Here is an 18881-nt window from a genome sequence, read left to right as displayed (position 1 = left end):
GCCATCAGCGATTGCCTTCCGACAACAAAAAAAGCAAAGGCACCGTCCTCGGGCGGTCGCCGCCAAGCGGGAGAAACCATGAACCTCACAGGCAAGACCGCACTGGTCACCGGCTCCACCAGCGGCATTGGCCTCGGGATCGCACTGAAGCTGGCCGAAGCCGGCGCCGACCTGATCCTCAACGGTTTCGGTGATGCCTCGGCAGCGCTGGCCGAAGTCGGCCGCCATGGCCGCAAGGTCGGCCACCACGGCGCGGACGTGTCCGATCCGGCACAGATCGCCGAGCTGTTCGCCTATGCCGAGCGCGATTTCGGTGGCGTCGACATCCTGGTCAACAATGCCGGCATCCAGCACGTGGCGCCGGTGGAGGAGTTTCCGGTAGAGCGCTGGGACGCGATCATCGCCATCAACCTGTCCTCGGCGTTTCACACCACACGCCTGGCCCTGCCCGGCATGCGTCAGCGCGGCTGGGGGCGGATCATCAATATCGCTTCGGTGCACGGGCTGGTGGGCTCCGAGCAGAAGGCCGCCTACGTCGCCGCCAAGCACGGCCTGGTCGGGCTGACCAAGGTGGTCGCGCTGGAAACCGCCACCACGCCGATCACCTGCAACGCCATCTGCCCCGGTTGGGTACTGACCCCACTGGTACAGCAGCAGATCGACGAGCGCGCGCGGGAGAGCGGCGATGAACAGCAAGCCCGCCACGACCTGCTGGCCGAGAAGCAACCCTCGCTGGACTTCGTCACCCCCGCGCAACTGGGTGCCATGGCGCTGTTTCTCTGCAGCGAGGCCGGTGACCAGGTGCGCGGTGCGGCATGGAACATGGACGGCGGCTGGGCGGCGCGCTGAATACGGTTTTTGCTGACCTGCGGCAACGCACCAGGGCAAAACGCGCGCGGCCGCTTGGCAAGCGGCGCTACGCTGAGGCTAGATAGCCATCATCCCTCCAGCGATGCGCGCGCATGACCACCATCAGCAGTGAAACACCGATCAATGGCAAGTCTCCGGTGCACCTGGCGCTGCGCCGGGTTGCGATCGATACCTACCGGGAAAACGTCGCCTACCTGCACCGCGACTGTGCCGCCTGCCGCGCCGAAGGTTTCCAGGCGCTGGCCAAGGTGGAGATTCGCGTCAACGGCAAGCGCATTCTGGCCAGCCTCAATCTGGTGGACGACCCGGCCATCGTCGGCTGTGACGAGCTCGGTTTGTCCGAAGATGCCTTCGCCCAGCTTGGCGCCGAAGCCGGCGTGCCGGCATCGATTTCCCAGGCTGAACCGGCGGCATCCATTCCCGCCCTGCATCGCAAGATCGCCGGCGAACGCCTGCGCCGCGAGGACTTTCTGGCGATCATGCGCGACATCGCCGAGCATCGTTATTCAAAGATCGAGCTGACCGCCTTCGTGGTCGCCTGCAACCAGGGCGAACTGGACCGTGAGGAGGTGTTCTTCCTCACCGACGCGATGATTCAGGTCGGCCGCCGCCTGGACTGGCGCGAGCACCCTGTGGTCGACAAGCACTGCATCGGCGGCATCCCCGGCAATCGCACGTCGATGCTGGTGGTGCCCATCGTCGCCGCCCACGGCATGCTGTGCCCGAAGACCAGCTCGCGGGCGATCACCTCACCGGCCGGTACCGCCGACACCATGGAGGTGCTGGCCAACGTCGAACTGCCGTTCGAGCGCCTCTGCGAGATGGTCCGCGAGGAACGCGGCTGCCTGGCCTGGGGCGGCACCAGCGAGCTGTCGCCGGCCGATGACGTGCTGATCGCCGTCGAGCGGCCGCTGTCGATCGACTCGCCCGGGCAGATGGTCGCTTCGATCCTGTCGAAGAAGATTGCCGCCGGCTCCACTCACCTGCTGCTGGACATTCCCATCGGCCCGACGGCCAAGGTGCGTTCGATGGCCGAGGCGCAGCGCCTGCGCAAGCTCTTCGAATTCGTCGCCTCTCGCCTGGGCCTGACCCTGGACGTGGTGATCACCGATGGCCGCCAGCCGATCGGCAATGGTATCGGCCCGGTGCTGGAGGCACGCGACGTGATGCAGGTGCTGCAGAACGATCCGGCGGCGCCGATCGACCTGCGCCAGAAGGCGCTACGCCTGGCCGGACGCATGCTGGAGTTCGACCCCGACGTACGCGGCGGCGACGGCTATGCCATCGCCCGCGACATCCTCGATTCGGGCCGGGCGCTGAAGAAAATGCATTCGATCATCGCCGCCCAGGGCAGCAAGCCCTTCGATCACAACCATCCACCACTCGCCCGCCTCAGCTTCGACGTGCTGGCCGAGCGCAGCGCGGTGGTCACCGGCATCGACAACCTGCAGCTGGCACGCATTGCGCGGCTGGCCGGCGCACCCAAGGTGCAGGGTGCCGGCGTGGACATTCTGCGCAAGCTCGGCGAACCGGTGCAGGCTGGTGACTGTCTGTATCGCGTTTACGCGGATTTTCCCGCCGACCTCGCCTTCGCCCGCCAGGCCACCGAGCGCGCCAGCGGCGTCAGCCTCGGCAGTGCCGACCAGGTTCCCAGTGTTTTCGTGGAGTTCTGATGCAAAGCCAGCTGCTGTATTTCGATGATGAGCGCGCCGCCGCCCTGCGCCTGGCCGAAGCCTGCGGCCTGACCGCGGCGCAGATCGAGCGCCACCGCTTTCCCGATGACGAACTGCGCCTGCGCCTGCCGCTGGCCGACGGCGAAGCGATCGCCGAGCAACTGGTGATCTACCGCGGCCTCGATCATCCCAACGAGAAGCTGGTCGAGCTGCTGCTGATCGCGGGCGAGGCGCGCCGCCTGGGCGCCAAGCGACTGGTTCTGGTCACGCCTTATTTGGCCTACATGCGTCAGGACATCGCCTTCAACCCGGGCGAGGTGGTCAGCCAGCGGGTCATCGGCCAGCTGCTGGCCGGGCAGTTCGACGGGCTGATCACCGTCGACCCGCACCTGCACCGCGTTGCCACCCTGCAGGAAGCCGTGCCGCTGGAAGATGCCGTCACCCTCTGCGCGGCCCCTGCACTGGCACGGCTGATCGCCGAGCGCCATCCCGATGCCCTGCTGATCGGCCCGGATGCCGAGGCGCTGCAGTGGATCGAAGCGGCGGCCGCCGAGCATGGCTTCGCCCATGGCGTCTGCAGCAAGGTCCGCCACGGCGACCATCAGGTGGAGATCGCCCTGCCGGAACTGCAGTTTGCCGGACGCCATGTGGTGCTGCTCGATGACGTCGCCAGCTCCGGCCGCACCCTCGCCCAAGCCGCGGAGAAGCTGCTCGCTGCCGGTGCCGCCTCGGTCGACGTGGCCGTGACCCATGCGCTGTTTGCCGGCGATGCGCTGCAGGTGATACGCGACGCCGGCGTCGGCCATGTCTGGAGCACCGACTGCATCGCCCACGGGAGCAACGCCGTGAGCATGGCGCCGCAGCTGGCCGAAGCGCTCAGGCCGCTGTTGCGCTGAGACGCTAGGCAACGCACAGCAGAGCCCGACCGCGACGTGGACAAGGCGCTGCCGTTGTCCACCCTACGAGCATCCTGCACCGGCGAACCATCTACGCCTCAACACCACGCCGCCGTAGGGTGGAAAACACGCAGCTTTTTCACCGAGCCGGGCGACCACCTCGGCGGCGGCGGAACAACCGCGTGGACAAGGCTGCGCCGTTGTCCACCCTACCCCTCATCCACCGCACTTCGGCTCCTCGGGCACGAGCTGTGATGAATCACCGTAGCGCTTTTGGCAGCGCTCGCAGAAGAACGCCCGCCGCCTGCTGCGCCCCAGTTCTTTCACCTTCACCAGCGGAATATGGCAGCGCACGCAGGCCGTCTTGCCATGGGCCAACCAGTGCGCCTTGAGCACGCCGGCCTGTTTCCACTCGAGAAACTCGAAGCTGTAGCTACGCGCCTCGCGTACCAGTTCGCGCAGCTTGGCTGGCGGCAACTCGCCGATCAGCGACAGCGGATGCACACGAATCCGATAGAGCACCTCGTTCTTGATGATGTTGCCGGAGCCGGCGAACAGCGTCTGGTCGAGCAGCGCATCGCAGGCCAGCAACCGTGGCCGTGCGCGCAAACGCTTGAGCGTCGTGCGCGGGCTCCAGGCATCGCTCATCACATCCATGCTCCAGTCATAGGCCGCACCCAGCGGCCCCTCGATCAGCTGCACGGAGCAGGCATAGAAGTTCAGCTCGCCATTGGCAAAAGCCAGGCTCAGCCGTGCGGTGGCGTCCTTGCGTTCGTTGATGCGGTAACTGCCGAACAGCAACAGATGGATGCGAACGGCGACGTCTTCCAGCTCGATCAGGAAATGCTTGCCCCAACTATGGAAGCCGCGCACCGCCTGACCGACGAGGCGAGACATGTCGATCTTCGCGCTGCCTTCGGCACGCTCGACGGTGCGCCCGCTGAATGCCGCGACTTCTTCACGCAGGATAACGATGGAGGGACCTTCGGGCATGGCGGTATCGCTTCTGCTGGAGCAATACCGATATCGACTGAAGCCTGGCCTGAAGGTGCGATGGGGTGACCGAATGACCCGAGCCGACTCGCAAGCTGGCTAGATCATCCGGCCAACGCTGCCCGCAAGGATGACGATGGCAGGACAGGCCTGATGTCCCAGGGCTAGCTGCGGCCCTCAGGCAGCAAGGTAGCCCCAGACCCAGATAGTGCCGCCAAAGATGAGTCCCAGATAGCCCAGGATCAGCACCATGTAGCCCATCACATCGCGCAGTTTCAGCTTGGAAATTGCCAGCGCCGGCAGTATCCAGAACGGCTGAATCATGTTGGTCCACTGATCGCCGACCTGCACACCCAGTGCGGTTGCCGCCAGGGACGCATTCAGCTCGCGCGCAGCCTCGATCACAACGGGCCCCTGCATCGCCCACTGACCACCCCCCGACGGCGCGAGAATATTGATCAGTCCACCGCTGATGAACGACCAGATCGGCAGCGTTTCGGCAGTGGAAATCCGGACGAACAGCTCGGCGAAGGATACAACCAGCCCCGAACCAACCAGGACGCCCATGATGCCGGCGTAGAACGGGTACTGGATGATGATTCCCGAAACGATCTTCACCCCTTCAGCCAACGCCGCCAGATAGCGGGCCGGCGAAGCGAACAGCAGAATCCCGAGAAACACGAAGATGAAATTGACCGTGTTCAGATCCAGCGAACCACCATCGGAGAAGCGCAAGCCGACATAGAACAATCCGAGCGCGCCGATGACGATCCCGGTCACCTTGCTGTGATTCATCCGATCAGCCAGGGTCGCCTCAGTGTTTCCTGCCAGGCTCGGCTCGAACGGGATGGCGACCGTTGTCGGATCGATTTCAACGATCTGCCTGGGGTTCTTCGGATGAAGCCAGGCGTTGAACAGCGGTAGCGTCAGCACAACCAGTGCCGAGGCGATCAGCAGCGGAGCGCTGAAGATGGTCTCCGAAAGGGGTATCAACCCCATGCGGTCCTGCAGGAAATGCCCTTCGGTCGCGATCAGCAGCGGGACACTGCCAGACAAACCGATACCGTAAACCGAGAACCCGGAAAACGCTGCCGCGATTACCAGCGGGTAATGCAGGCCCGGCACCTTCAGTGCCAGCTTCTGAGCGACGATGCTGCCAATCACCAGGCCGAACCCCCAGTTCAGCCAGCTGCCGATCGTACCGACCAGGGTGGCGACGACAATGGCGGCAAACGGCGTACGTACAGTGCCGGCGATCCGGTCTAGCAAACCGTCGACGAGAGGGGTGCGAGCCAGTATGTAACCTGCCAGGAGGATGACCGTCATCTGCATGCTGAACGCCAGCAGGTTCCAGAAACCACCGCCCCAGTAGCGCGTAACGTCGAGCGGGCTGCTGCCTTCGACAAGCACCGCAAGGAGCATGGTTAGAACCGTGAGCCCCATGGCGATGACCAACGGGTCCGGCATATAGCGATTGACTAGGCGTGTGAAGAAGTTGGCTAACGCATTCATGGGGCCTCCTGGCCGTTGTTTTTCTGGACGGCGACGGTAGACGGCCTGGATCAAAGCCAACAATCCGATAATCGAGTAACGGTTCGTTTATCGAACGCTTTCGATTGGACGCACGAAGCCTCAGCCGTGATGGAATGAGGCAAGGGATGCATTGATCACTGAGAGAAGCGAAACCCGGGCGGCTGGGGCGCGCCGCCTTGTGCGCAATGGCGGTACGAAGCTCGGCCCTGATGCTCTATGGAACGAGCAACCCGCGGATCACCACTCGAGCTGCAGCATGCTCTCGAACTCGCGCAGCGCTCCGCTCAACGGGTCGCGAAAGCGCAAGCCGCGTGCCAGCAGCTTGAGCGGGCGTGCGTAGTCGTCAGCGTCGCGCTGGCTTCGCTCCAGCAGCTGCGGGTAGAAGGGGTCGTTGCAGATGCCGGCGCCGAGCGTGGCCATGTGCAGGCGCAGCTGGTGCTTTTTGCCACTGATGGGTGAAAGCCCATAGCGCCAGAAGTCGCCGCGCCTTTCCAGCACCTCGATCAGTGTCTCGCTGTTCGGTTCGCCATCGCCTTCGCGCATGAGGAAGAACGGCTCACCCGGCACCATGCACAGGCGTCGGCGCATGGGGAACTCAAGCCCAGGCAGCGCCGGGCAGATCGCCTCGTAGCGCTTGTTGATCTCTCGCTGACGAAACAGCGCCTGGTAGGCACCGCGGCTCTCGCGGTTGGCCGAGAACAGCACCAGCCCGGCGGTGAGACGGTCGATGCGATGGATCGGCACCAGATCGGCGTTACCCAGCCGTTTGCTGAGCCGCGCCAGCAGGGTTTCGTTGACGTACTCGCCGGCGGGCATTACCGAAAGAAAGTGCGGTTTGTCCGCCACCACCAGATGCTCGTCGACATGCAGGACGCGCTCCTCGAACGGCACCGGCGTCTCGTTCGGCACTTCGCGAAAGTAATGGATGCGCATGCCGACCCGATAGGCCTGCGCGGCATCGATCGGCTGCATGTCGGCATCCAGCACCCGGCCACGGGCCATGCGATCGAGCCAGGCGTCGCGACCGATCGCTGGAAAATGCGCGCACAGGCAGTCGAGTACCGTAGGCCAGTCGCCTTGGGGCAGATGCAGGGTGCTGGGACGGGAGTTGGAAACGGACATGGAAGCAGCTACGCGGCGCGACGAGGAGCTGGATGATACCCGCTCTATCAGTGGCTGCCTCCCGTTGCGGGAGTATCGCCGCAGGTGCCCGCTGAGCGCAGCGCCGCCTCAGCAAGGCGATGCATGCGCTCAGCGTAAAGATCAGTTGCGCGGTGGACGCAGCATCAGTCTTCTTTTTCCTTGGTCACTTCGCCGGTGCGGCCGTCGATGCTGAACTCGTACTTCTTGCCGTCCTGCTTCATGCCCTCGCCTTCCCAGCCGTCATCATCGGCTTCGATGCCGTGCAGTTCGGTATAGCCGGCGGCCTTCGCCTTCTCCACGGCTTGCTCAAGGGTGATCCAGTCGGCGCCGGGCTTGTCGGCTGCAAAGGCAGCGCCAGAACCCAGGATGGCAACAGCGAACGCGGCGGTCAGTGTCTTGTTATACATCTCGTTTTTCCTTCTGCGAACGGAACCAGATCGGGCCATATGAATTGGCCCCTGCCTGAATTACGAGCGCAACGACGGCCGCTAAGTTCAACCGCGGCACCGCCAGCTGCCCGGCATGTGCAGGTCCGATGTCGATTTCGCTCGGCGCCAATCGACTCTGCCACAGGGCCATCGCCACGCGACGCTGGCTCCGCGCACGCTCCCCAATTCGCGCCCCGGAGGTTCCCATGGCAACGCACAAGGTCGTATCCGATCAGGACTGGCTGGCTGCTCACAGCGCCCATCTGCAGGAAGAAAAACAGCTCACCCGCCAGCGCGATGCGCTCTTCGAGAAGCGCCGGCAATTGCCCTGGCGGCGCATCACCCAGGACTACCACTTTCACGACGCTGGCGGCCCGGTTCGCCTGAGCGACCTGTTCGAAGGGCGCAGCCAGCTGGTGATCAAGCACTTCATGTTCGGCCCGGACTGGACCGAGGGCTGCGTCGGCTGTTCGTTCGAGGCCGATCATATCGGCGGTGCGCTACTGCACCTGCTGCAGCATGACGTCAGCTTCGCGGCCATATCCCGCGCGCCGTTCGAGCGGCTGGAGGCATTCCGGCGCCGTATGGGCTGGCCGTTCCGCTGGCTGTCCTCGGCGGGCAGCACGTTCAACCGTGACTTCCACGTGTCCTTCGATGCCGAGGATATCGTCGATGGCAAGGTCTTCTACAACTACGCCTGGCAACCCTTTGTCTGCGAGGAGCTGTCGGGCTTCAGCGTTTTCTACCGGGACCCGCAGGGCGAGATCTTCCACACCTTCTCGGCCTATGGTCGCGGCGCCGAAGAGCTGCTCGGTACCTACGTGCTGCTGGACATGACCCCCAACGGTCGCAACGAGACCGGTCCGCGGCACAACCTCACCGACTGGGTGCGTCTGCACGACCGCTACGAAAGCAGCGACGGCGTCGCGCCAGACGGGCGCCCCATGCCAGCGCCCGGTTGCTGCCACGAGCAGAACCAACGGGGCTAGCTAACGCCGTCGAATCGAGACGATCTGCGGGTCCATCTCGCCGTCGGTGAAGCGAAACTCCACCGCATCACCGATCGCCAGCCCGCGAAGCTGCGCGGCGCTCGCCTTGAACGGCATGATCATGGCGGGCCATTTCAAATCAGGCACCGGCCCGTGTGCGATGGTCACGCTGCCCTGCTGCACGTCGATGGCGCGGATCACCCCTTCGCCCTCATGGGTCGGCTCGGCCTCCAGAGCATTGCCCGCCGAGACATCATCCACGGGCGGCGGCGTGGTGGAAGGCTTGAGCAGGTCCTCGGCCGACGCCGGGCCGCTCAGCCAGAGCACTGCCAGTAGCGCAAGAGATACGGCTTTCATGACGACTCACCCCGATCGATCGGTTGTGATGACTGCTGCAAGCGTAGTCGTCGTGGTGCCGTTCGCCCTCGCTCGAACGGTGCATTCGCGGTCGCATGCCGCATTCAGTTTCGTTTAAGCCAGCCCTCGTAACCTGTGAATCGTCGAAACCAACCACAGGAATCAAAACGATGAAAACACTGACTACGCTGTTCACCGCCGCCGCCCTCGCCTTTGGTGCCAACCTGGCCATGGCAAAGGACATCGGTCCCGACGAAGCACTCAAGCTGCGCGATGCCGGCACCATCCAGTCGTTCGAAAAGCTCAACGAAGCGGCACTGGCCAAGCACCCCGGCGCCACCGTCGAGGAAACCGAACTGGAAGAAGAATACGGTCGCTACGTCTATCAGCTTGAACTGCGCGACGACAAAGGTGTGCAATGGGACGTCGAGCTCGACGCCAAGACTGGCGAAGTGCTGAAGGACCATCAGGACGACTGAGGCCATCCATGCGTGTCCCCCTTCTCGTAACCGTTCCACTGACCCTGCTGCTCGCTGCCACTCCGGCGGCGAGCCGCGACCTGGACCAGGATGAGGCCCTGCGGCTACGCCGCGAGGGCCTGATCATGCCGCTGGAAGCGCTGCTCCAGCGCGCCATGGAACGCTATCCGGGGGCGAGCCTGCTGGAGGCGGAGCTGGAGGAGGAGGATGGCATCTACGTTTACGAAATCGAATTGCTCACCAACGAAGGCATTGCCCGCGAGCTCGAACTGGATGCCCGCGATGGGCGCCTGCTCAAGGATGAAGAAGACTGATGCGCCTGCTACTGGTCGAAGACAACGTTCCGCTGGCCGACGAACTGGTCGCCAGTCTCAGCCGCAACGGCTATGCCATCGACTGGCTGGCCGACGGCCGCGACGCCGAATACCAGGGCGCTAGCGAGCCCTATGACCTGATCATTCTCGACCTCGGCTTGCCTGGCAAACCGGGGCTGGAGGTGCTGCGGGCCTGGCGCGCCGGCGGCCTCACCACGCCGGTGCTGATCCTCACCGCGCGCGGCTCCTGGGCCGAACGCATCGATGGCCTCAAGGCCGGTGCCGATGATTACCTGACCAAACCCTTCCATCCCGAAGAGCTGCTACTGCGCATCCAGGCGCTGTTGCGCCGCGCCCACGGCCTGGCCAATCAGCCGCTGCTGCAGGCTGGCGGCCTGGAACTGGACGAATCGCGCCAGTGCTGTAGCAAGGATGGCCAGGATATCGAGCTCACCGCGGGTGAATTCCGCCTGCTGCGCTATTTCATGCTGCATCCGGGCCAGCTGCTCTCTAAAACGCAACTGACCGAACACCTCTACGACGGCGAAACCGAACGCGATTCCAACGTCATCGAGGTACACATCAATCGCCTGCGCGGCAAGCTCGGCCGCGAGCTGATCGAGACGCGCCGCGGCCAGGGCTATCGCTTCGGCGGCCAGCCGTGAAGTCCATCCAGCGCAGCCTCAGCCTGGCACTGATCGCCACCCTGCTGTTGGTCACGCTGGTGCTGGTGCAGACCAGCCTCTGGCTGTTCGAATCGGGGCTCAAGCGTAGCCTGGAAACCGACCTGCGCGAGGAAACCGAAGGCCTGCTGATCGCCCTGGTAAAGGGACCGAACGGTGCCCAGCTGGATCTGCAGCGTCTCAATCCACGCTATCAGCGCCCCTTTTCCGGCCACTATTTCAAGATCGAGCTGCCCGGGCGAACCTGGCGCTCCCGCTCGCTGTGGGACGCCACACCAGAATGGCCGGAACGTGCGGGGCTGGCGGACGAACTACTCGACGGCCCACAGGGCCAGCGGTTGCTGGGCTACCGCGCCGAGTACCGCCGTGACGGGCAGCCGATCATCATCAGCGTGGCGCAGGACTACACGCCGGTCCTCGAAAGCTTCGCTCGTGTACGGCTCAGCGGTCTGGGGCTGGTCGGTTTCGCGCTGCTCGCATTGCTGCTTTTGCAGCGCTATGCCATGGGCCTGGCACTGCGACCGCTAGAGCGCGCGCGCCAGCAGATCGCCCAGCTGCAGCAGGGCCAGCGCCAGCAGCTGGACCAGCAAGCACCACGCGAGCTGCAGCCGCTGGTGGAGCAGATCAATCATCTACTGACCCATACCGATGAAACACTGCAACGCTCGCGGCACGCGCTGGGCAACCTCGGTCATGCGCTGAAGACTCCACTGGCGGTACTCGGCAGTCTGGTGCAGCGCGACGAACTGGCCGCCCATCCTGAGCTGCAGGCCAGCCTGCAGGAGCAGCTGAGCCAGATCCAGCAGCGCGTCAGCCGCGAACTGGGCCGCGCACGGCTATCGGTCGACGTATTGCCGGGCGCTCATTTCGATTGCGATGCCGAACTGCCGGCGCTGTTCGATACGCTGGCGATGATCCACCGTGGCGGACTCGACCTGCGCTGGCACGCTCCCGACCGCTGCCGTCTGCCACGTGATCGCGAGGACATGCTCGAACTGCTCGGCAACCTGCTGGATAACGCCTGCAAATGGGCCAACAGCCGCGTCGAACTGACCATCGAGCGCGACGACAACGGCTTCATCCTGCTGGTGGACGATGACGGACCGGGGATTGCGGAGCAGCAGCGGGAACAGGTCATCGACCGCGGCGTACGGCTGGATGAGTCGGCGGAGGGTCATGGCCTGGGGCTGGGGATCGTCAGCGATATCCTGACGGCCTGGCGTGGCGAGTGGCGTCTGGAAGAAAGCCCGCTGGGTGGTTTGCGCGTACGCATCGTACTGCCGGCGACGCGCTGAAGCTTATTGCGGGCGGGCCAGTTCGTTGCGCATGTCTTCGAGGATGGTTTCAACCAGCAGGGTGTTCTGTACCTGATACCCGGCCACGATCCGCGTCGCATGGGTGCCATTGATCGGGTAACCGACATGGACCTCCAACCTGCCGTCCGCCTGTGGTTCCACGCGGGTCCGGTATTGCGAGGTGAAGGTATCGGCCAAATGACGGGACAGAGTCTTCATGGAGCATCTCTAGCAATGAGCCTGAGACAAAGACCCGGTTCTACGCTCGGAGATTCATGCCGTCTATCGGGAAGCCTGCTGTCTTCACATGACTGTAACCGTTGTCACCCCTTCCGATCGTCCTCGCCATAGGCCAGCCACGCCAGAAGAAGCATTGAAACGAACGCCACACAGGACATCACCAAGGCATTGATCAGCAGGCTCATGTCAGGTCACCTCATCCACTGGATCGAGTTGAAACACGCTCCGAATATATGTAGCTTTGCACGACACGTCGACCTGCTCGACATAGGCATGTAAATCTTTGGCACAGGTGCAAAGGCGATGAAACGCAAGCAATCGATCAGTCAGATTCGCTGGGACCTGGCGCTGCGCTACCGCCTGATCGAAACCATCGCCTGGTGGGAAGGCCGCCTGACCACGGGCCACCTGATGCAGAGCTTCGGCATCAGTCGCCAGCAGGCATCGAAGGACATCAACACCTACCTGAACGAACATGCGCCCAAAAACCTGACATATGACCGCCACCTGAAGGGCTACAAGCCGACCAAAGGCTTTCAGCCGTTGTTCATCGACGGCAGCGCCAGCGCCTACCTGCACCTGCTCGACCAGAACCGCGTGCGCGCCCCGCATATCGAGGGCCTGGCGCTGGCCTATGCGCACACCGAAGTGCTGCAGGTACCGGACCGCAGCATCCGCCCGGAGGTGCTGCGACCGATCCTGCAGGCCTGCCGCGAGGGCCTGAGGCTGGAGAGCGAGTACGTCTCGCTGGCCAACCCCGATGTTGAGATTCGCGTGATGGCGCCGCACACGCTGGTGTTCACCGGCATGCGCTGGCATGTGCGCGCCTATTGCGAGAAGAACCGCGAGTACCGCGACTTCGTGCTCAGCCGCTTCCGCGGCGAGCCGGACCTGATGGACGCGAGCGAACACACCCGCGAACAGGACGAGGCGTGGAACACGCCAGTGACCGTGCTGATCGAGCCGGATGCGCGACTGAGCCAGGCGCAGAAGGCGATCATCGAAGTGGACTTCGGCATGGTCGACGGCCAGCTGCCAGTGGAGACCCGCGGCGCGCTGGTGCAGTACGTGTTGCAGCGCTTCGGGATCGATCCGAATACCGTGCAGGCCAATGCAGCGGCGCAGCAGTTGCAGGTGGGGAATCTGCAGGCGTTGAAGGGGTGGTTGTACTCGTGAGGGTTAGGCGTCACGTGACCACCTGCAGGAGCGAGCTTGCTCGCGATCAGGTGCAGGCACAAACCTGTGCATACGACGCCGCGCTTTCCTCGGCCCGACCTGCAGATTGCGCCTCGCATGGCTTGACCATTTGTAGCAACGAGCTTGCTCACGAACTGTTGCCGGCGCAGACCTATGCGTACGACGCCGCGCTTTCCTCGACCCGACCAGCAGGTTGCGCCTTGCACGGCGCGTCACTTTTTCTTGTGTGGCCAAGAAAAAGTAACCAAAAAGAAGGCCACCCCTACATACGGGTTTTGCTTCGCAAAACTTCCCTCGCTCCGGCGCTGCTCCGGGGGTCGTCGCGAAGGGCCATCCCTGGCCCATCGCTCCTCGCTCGGCATCCATGCCTCGCGTCCCCCTGCGCAGCACCTACGCTCGGCCTCCTGAAGGGGATTCGAGACCGAGTCGTCTGTAAGTTTATTAATAGCGTGAGGACGCTTCGCTCGTTTACCAGTCAACAATCTGTCAGGCGACGCCGAACGCCCCGTTCAGGAGGCCGAATGAAATCCGCGTGGAGGGGAGCGAGCGGCATGGATGCCGCGAGAGGCGTAAAGGGCCATGGATGGCCCTTGTACGCCGGCCCCTGGAACGTGGATGGAATGAGGGAAGTCGAGCGCAGCGAGACCCGGATGCAGGGGCAAGACTTTTTGGTTCCTTTTGGGGCGACTGCCAAAAGGGACTCGCCCAGGAGGGCGAAACCAATGCATCTACCCATCACCGCGACAGGCCGTATCCCGCGAAGCCAACGTCCAAAAGCTTCGCCAGCAGAGACTCGACACCCTCCTCCGCGCCTACGGATACGCTGCACAAACGCTGCGCCCAACCTCCTCCACCCAGTCGCGGTCCGTCGTGACACCTACGAAGAAAACTCCCTCGCATGCGCCTGATCCACACCTCCGACTGGCACCTCGGCCAGACCCTCCACGGTCAGGACCGCGACTACGAACATGCGCAGTTTCTCGCCTGGCTGCTGGACCAGCTGGTCGCCCACCGCGCCGATGCCCTGCTTATCGCTGGCGACGTCTTCGACACGGTCAACCCGCCGCTCAAGGCCCAGGAGCGGCTCTACGACTTCATCGTCCGCGCCCACGAAAAACTCCCGCAGCTGGACATCGTCATGATCGCCGGCAACCACGACTCCGGCGGGCGCATCGAGCTGCCGGCGCCGCTGATGAAGCGCCTCAACGCACATGCCGTAGGCCGCATCAGCTGGGTCGCCGAGGGCCAGCTGGACCACGGGCGTCTGCTCGTGCCGTTGCATGATGCCAAGGGCAACACCGCCGCCTGGTGCCTCACTCTGCCCTTCCTGCGACCGGCCGAAGTCACCGGAATGGAGCTGGGCGACGACTACATGACCGGCATCCGCCAGGTCCACGAGCGACTGATCACTGCAGCCGAAACCGCACGCCAACCCGGCCAGGCGCTGGTCGCCATGAGCCACGCGCACATGGCTGGCGGCGCGGTGTCGGAGGAGTCCGAGCGCAACATCGTCATCGGCAACGCCGAGGCGCTGCCGGCCAGCCTGTTCCCCGAATCCGTCGCCTATGTCGCCTTGGGCCATCTGCACAAGCCGCAGCAGGTCGCCGGGCAGACGCGCATCCGCTACAGCGGCTCGCCGCTGCCGCTGTCCTTTGCCGAGGTGAACTACCCGCATCAGGTGCTGCTGGTCGAACTCGATGGCGAAGCGCTGGTACAGGTCGAAAGCCTGCCGGTTCCACGCGCAGTGGAGATGATCCGTATCGGTCGCGCACCGTTGGCCGAGGTGATCGCCGCGCTGGAGGCGCTGCCGCCAACCGGGCTGTTCGACGACCACCTGCCCTGGCTGGAGGTACGTGTGCTGCTCGACGAACCGCTGCCGGACCTGCGCCAGCGCATCGAAATCGCCATAACCGGCAAGGCCTGCCGACTGGTACGCATTGCCAGCGAATACGCCGGCAAGCGCGGCGAAACGGAATCGGAAGTATTGCTCGGCCTCGATCAGATCACCCCGCAGGAGCTGTTCGCCCGCGCCTGGGAAGTCGAGTACGGCAACCCGGCGGACGACCAGGCGCTGGAGGATTTCGCCACCTTGCTGCAACGGGTCGAGTTCGCCCATGAGGAGGATGACCGATGAAAATCCTCGCCATCCGCCTGAAGAACCTGGCATCGCTCGCCGGCGAGCAGGTCATCGACTTCACCTCCGAACCCCTGGCCAGCGCCGGCCTGTTCGCCATCACCGGGCCCACCGGCGCTGGCAAGAGCACCATTCTCGATGCCCTGTGCCTGGCGCTGTTCGGCAGCACTCCGCGACTGGATAGCGTTTCACCATTAAACAAGGTCCCCGACGTTGAAGCCGAGATCGGCGGCGGCGACGAGCGCAACCTGCTGCGACGCGGCTGCGGCAGCGGTTATGCCGAGGTGGATTTCATTGGCGTCGACGGCCACCGCTACCGCGCCCGCTGGGAGGTCAAACGCGCCCGCGAAAAAGTCGACGGCCGCCTCCAGGCCAGCAGCCAGAGCCTCACCGATCTGGACAGCGGCACGCTGCTGGCCAGCGGCAAGAAGCGCGAGTTCAAGGAACTGCTCGAAGCCCGCCTGGGCCTGACCCTGGCACAGTTCACCCGCGCCGTGCTGCTGGCGCAGAGCGAGTTTTCCGCCTTCCTCAAGGCCGACGACAACGAGCGCGGCACGCTGCTGGAAAAGCTCACCGACACCGGGCTCTACAGCCGACTCGGCCAGGCTGCCTTCGAGGCCGCCAAGCAGGCGAAGGAAAATCTTACCCGTCTGGAACAGCAGGCCGGCGGCTTGCAGCCCATGGAGCCAGAGCAACGCGACGCATTGGAGCGTGAGCATCAGGCCCAGCTCGATGAACTGAAGAAGCTGCAACAACAGCTCAAGGTGCTCGAAGCCCAGCGGCAATGGCTCAGCGAACTGCAGCGCCTGGAAAACGAGCGCGAAGCCGCACGCCAGCAGCTGCAAGACGCTGAAGGCGAGCGCGAGAGCCTGACCGAAGCCCGCCGTATTCTCGACCTGTTCGAACTGCTCGCGCCGCAGCGCCATCGTTTTCTGCGTCAGCAGGAACTCGAACCCCTGCTCGGCAAGACCGCCGAAAGTCTCACTCGCCTGCAGCACGAGGCGCAAAGCCTGCAGCAACGTCTCGACAGCTTGCAGAGGCAGTGCGAAGCCGCTGGCAACGACCTGCGCGCAGCCGAACAGGCGCGGCAGACGGCCGAACCGAGGCTTGCGCAAGCGCGCCGCGAAGAGGAGCGCCTCAGCCATCTGAACGCCGACCTCGCCTCGATCCGCGAAGAAAGCGCCCAGGCCGATGCCGCGGCCAGCGCCGGCGAGGCAACGCTCAAGCAGCTTGGTGAGCAGCAACAGCGCGCCGCCGAACAACTGGCGACACTGACGCAGCAACTCGAGACCAGCACAGCGTTGCAACCGCTCTGTGCCGCCTGGGGTGGCTACCGTCCGCGTTTGCAACAGGCGGTTCAGCTGGCAGCGCGCCTGCAACAGGGCCAGAGCGAACTTCCGGCGCTGGAAGCGCAAGCCAAGGCCGCCGAGACGCAGCAAAACCTGGCGCGCGAGGCGCTGGATAATCTGCAACGCGAGCGCGACAGCGAACTCGGGCTGGCCGAACAGCTGGCCCAGCTGCATCGACAGCTCGATGAATGGCGCCAGGCCGAGCGCGAAACCGATGCGCTGCACCAGCTCTGGGCGCAGCAGCTCACGCTCACCGCCAGCCAGCGTGAACTGAACGACGCCCACAGCCGCCAGCAGGCCGAACTGGACAGCCTGGTGCCGCTGGGCAAACAGGTCCGCAGCGACCGAGATGCTGCCGAGCAGGCGCTCAAGGTCACCCTTGCCCTGCTCGAACGCCAACGTCTGGCACGCAGCGAGAATGTCGAAGCGCTGCGCGCGGCGCTGGTCCCCGGCGAGCCCTGCCCGGTCTGCGGCAGCGACAAGCATCCCTGGCAGCAGACCGACACGCTGGTCGCCAGTCTCGACCGCCACGATGACAGCGAGGCCGCACGCGCGCAGCAGGCGCTACAGGAACAGGACCAGCGCCTGCAGGAGCTGCGTGACCGCCACGTCGCGCTCAGCACGCAGTTGCGCCAGACGCAACAACGCCAGAGCGAAGTCGAGCTGCAGCTGCAGGCCCTGGCACCGCGCCTGCTCGCCCTGCCCGTCCACACGCGATTGCTTGAGCAGCCGGAAGCCGAGCGTTCGCAATGGCTGGAAACGCAGCTGACCAATCTCAAAGAGCAGATCGCCAGCGCCAGCCAGCGTCAGCAGCAGTTGCTCGCCCTGCAACAGCGCAGCGAAACCCTGCAGCAGGCCTGGCAGGCCGCGCGCGAAGCCTGTGTCGAGGCGACTCAGCAGCTCGCCCGCCAACGCGATGCCCTGACCCGCGACAGCCAACAGCTCGACGAGGAACTGCTGGCCTTTGCCGAGCTGCTCCCCGTCGAACAGCTGCAGCGCTGGCGCGAAAATCCGGCGCAGACCTTTATGCAGTTGGACGTCAGCATCGCCACGCGACTGCAGCAACTGCAGGCGCAGACCGAGCGGGCCGAGGAGCTGCGCCAGTGCGAGCAGCGCCGCAGCGACGAGCAGCTACAGCAACGCCATCGCCAGGAGAAACAGACGAGCTGCAGCGCGCGGCTGAGCGAGCGCGAGAAACTGCTGCTGGCCTGCCAGCAGGCGCTGCGTACCAGCCTTGGCGAGCAAAGCAGCGCCAGCGCCTGGCAACAGCAGCTGGATGCGGCAATCCAGACCGCCCGCCAGGCGCAGACCGCGATCGATCAGCAGCTCAACGAGAGCAAGCTCGGCCTGACGCGCCTGCACAGCGAGCAGCAGAACTGCCGTCAGCGCCATGCCGAACTGGCGCAGGAACGCGATGCGCTGAACGCCGAACTGGCAAGCTGGCGCGCCGACCGTCCGCAGCTGGACGACGCCACCCTCGCCCAGCTGCTGCACATGGACGACCAGCTGATCGCCGAGGCGCGCCAGCGCTTGCGAGAGAACAGCGAAAACCTGACCCGCTGTCACGAGCGTCTCGACGGCTGCCTCAACCGCCTGAACCTGCACAAACAGCAGCAGAGCGAAGCCCCGGATGCCGAGCAGCTGCAACAGCGCCATGCCGAGCAACTGCAGCAGTGCGAGCAGGCCGATCAACGCTGCGCGGAAACCCGCGCCCAGCTGATCGACGACGACAAACGCCGCAGCCAGAGCCAGGTGCTGCTCACCCAGATCGACGCGGCGCGGGCCGAGCACCAGCGCTGGGGACGCATCGCCGCGCTGATCGGTTCCAGCGACGGCGGCGCCTTCCGCAAGATCGCCCAGGCCTACAACCTCGACCTGTTGGTGCAGCACGCCAACGTGCAGCTGCGCCAACTGGCGCGGCGCTATCGGCTCAAGCGCGGCGGCAGCCCGCTGGGGTTGCTGGTGATGGATACCGAAATGGGTGACGAACTGCGCTCGGTGCATTCGCTGTCCGGCGGCGAAACCTTCCTTGTCTCGCTGGCCCTGGCGCTGGGCTTGGCATCGATGGCCTCAAGCAAGCTGAAGATCGAATCGCTGTTCATCGACGAAGGCTTCGGCAGCCTCGATCCCGAGTCGCTGCAGATCGCCATGGACGCGCTGGATTCGCTGCAGGCCCAGGGCCGCAAGGTGGCGGTGATCAGCCACGTCGCGGAGATGCACGAGCGCATTCCGGTGCAGATCCGTGTACGGCGTCAGGGCAATGGGCAAAGCGATCTGCAGATTGTCGGGGGGCCTTCATAAAGGTCGA

Annotated in this window: 16 protein-coding genes and 1 pseudogene; 11 read left to right on the top strand and 6 right to left on the bottom strand. The window is 64.6% G+C overall.

Annotation, left to right across the window (positions count from 1 at the left end; genetic code table 11):
- Positions 1-78: 78 nt before the first annotated feature.
- The 3 genes from BHD08_RS20715 (at position 79) to BHD08_RS20705 (ending at position 3439) form a co-directional block, all read left to right on the top strand.
- Complete coding sequence (locus BHD08_RS20715) at positions 79-849, top strand: 3-hydroxybutyrate dehydrogenase (protein ID WP_015278231.1); 771 nt, start codon at positions 79-81, stop codon at positions 847-849.
- A 113-nt stretch (positions 850-962) separates the two neighbouring features.
- The gene (locus BHD08_RS20710; RefSeq protein WP_015278232.1) at positions 963-2543 is read left to right on the top strand and encodes a thymidine phosphorylase family protein; all 1581 of its coding nucleotides are present in this window, start codon (positions 963-965) and stop codon (positions 2541-2543) included.
- Positions 2543-3439, top strand: a complete 897-nt coding sequence (locus BHD08_RS20705) for a ribose-phosphate pyrophosphokinase (protein WP_015278233.1) — start codon at positions 2543-2545, stop codon at positions 3437-3439. The genes BHD08_RS20710 and BHD08_RS20705 overlap by 1 nt, the downstream gene beginning before the upstream one ends.
- Positions 3440-3648: 209 nt before the next feature.
- Here the strand turns inward: BHD08_RS20705 and BHD08_RS20700 are convergent.
- From BHD08_RS20700 to BHD08_RS20685, 4 genes and pseudogenes are all read right to left on the bottom strand, one after another.
- Positions 3649-4432: pseudogene (locus tag BHD08_RS20700) on the bottom strand (DNA-formamidopyrimidine glycosylase family protein).
- Between the two features lie 177 nt (positions 4433-4609).
- Positions 4610-5944, bottom strand: a complete 1335-nt coding sequence (locus BHD08_RS20695; protein WP_125024666.1) for a short-chain fatty acid transporter — start codon at positions 5942-5944, stop codon at positions 4610-4612.
- Positions 5945-6202: 258 nt separating this feature from the next.
- Entirely contained in the window at positions 6203-7087 is an 885-nt protein-coding gene (locus tag BHD08_RS20690; RefSeq protein ID WP_125024664.1) for an RluA family pseudouridine synthase, read from the bottom strand.
- A 164-nt stretch (positions 7088-7251) separates the two neighbouring features.
- Positions 7252-7515 (bottom strand): PepSY domain-containing protein, encoded by a 264-nt coding sequence (locus tag BHD08_RS20685; RefSeq protein WP_038663258.1) that lies wholly within the window; start codon positions 7513-7515, stop codon positions 7252-7254.
- A 227-nt stretch (positions 7516-7742) separates the two neighbouring features.
- Between BHD08_RS20685 and BHD08_RS20680 the strand changes: the two genes are divergently transcribed.
- Positions 7743-8525: a thioredoxin family protein gene (locus BHD08_RS20680; protein ID WP_125024662.1), complete on the top strand. Its 783-nt coding sequence runs from the start codon at positions 7743-7745 to the stop codon at positions 8523-8525.
- Here BHD08_RS20680 and BHD08_RS20675 read toward each other — a convergent pair whose 3' ends face one another.
- Entirely contained in the window at positions 8526-8882 is a 357-nt protein-coding gene (locus BHD08_RS20675; protein WP_125024659.1) for a copper-binding protein, read from the bottom strand.
- A 170-nt stretch (positions 8883-9052) separates the two neighbouring features.
- Here BHD08_RS20675 and BHD08_RS20670 point away from each other — a divergent pair, with 170 nt between their 5' ends.
- From BHD08_RS20670 to BHD08_RS20655, 4 genes are read left to right on the top strand one after another with little or no spacing between them, the layout of a single operon-like run.
- Complete coding sequence (locus BHD08_RS20670) at positions 9053-9361, top strand: PepSY domain-containing protein (RefSeq protein WP_125024657.1); 309 nt, start codon at positions 9053-9055, stop codon at positions 9359-9361.
- Between the two features lie 8 nt (positions 9362-9369).
- Positions 9370-9675, top strand: a complete 306-nt coding sequence (locus BHD08_RS20665) for a PepSY domain-containing protein (RefSeq protein ID WP_125024655.1) — start codon at positions 9370-9372, stop codon at positions 9673-9675.
- The gene (locus tag BHD08_RS20660; RefSeq protein ID WP_125024653.1) at positions 9675-10340 is read left to right on the top strand and encodes a response regulator transcription factor; all 666 of its coding nucleotides are present in this window, start codon (positions 9675-9677) and stop codon (positions 10338-10340) included. Before BHD08_RS20665 ends, BHD08_RS20660 begins: the two co-directional genes overlap by 1 nt.
- On the top strand, positions 10337-11653 hold the full coding sequence (locus BHD08_RS20655) for a sensor histidine kinase (protein WP_125024651.1): 1317 nt from the start codon (positions 10337-10339) through the stop codon (positions 11651-11653). The genes BHD08_RS20660 and BHD08_RS20655 overlap by 4 nt, the downstream gene beginning before the upstream one ends.
- A 3-nt stretch (positions 11654-11656) precedes the next feature.
- Here the strand turns inward: BHD08_RS20655 and BHD08_RS20650 are convergent, their stop codons facing one another.
- On the bottom strand, positions 11657-11872 hold the full coding sequence (locus BHD08_RS20650) for a hypothetical protein (RefSeq protein WP_125024648.1): 216 nt from the start codon (positions 11870-11872) through the stop codon (positions 11657-11659).
- Between the two features lie 324 nt (positions 11873-12196).
- Here BHD08_RS20650 and BHD08_RS20645 point away from each other — a divergent pair, with 324 nt between their 5' ends.
- From BHD08_RS20645 to BHD08_RS20630, 3 genes are all read left to right on the top strand, one after another.
- Entirely contained in the window at positions 12197-13069 is an 873-nt protein-coding gene (locus BHD08_RS20645) for a YafY family protein (protein WP_125024646.1), read from the top strand.
- Between the two features lie 919 nt (positions 13070-13988).
- Positions 13989-15224, top strand: a complete 1236-nt coding sequence (locus tag BHD08_RS20635) for an exonuclease SbcCD subunit D C-terminal domain-containing protein (protein ID WP_125024644.1) — start codon at positions 13989-13991, stop codon at positions 15222-15224.
- A complete protein-coding gene (locus BHD08_RS20630; protein ID WP_125024642.1) occupies positions 15221-18874 on the top strand; it encodes an AAA family ATPase in 3654 nt (1217 codons plus the stop codon). Before BHD08_RS20635 ends, BHD08_RS20630 begins: the two co-directional genes overlap by 4 nt.
- The last annotated feature ends 7 nt before the right edge of the window (positions 18875-18881 follow it).

It is taken from the genome of Pseudomonas sp. SCT (assembly GCF_003864275.1).
Taxonomy (GTDB): Bacteria; Pseudomonadota; Gammaproteobacteria; order Pseudomonadales; family Pseudomonadaceae; genus Stutzerimonas; species Stutzerimonas stutzeri_AE.
This window is presented reverse-complemented; position numbering and strand designations above follow the sequence as displayed.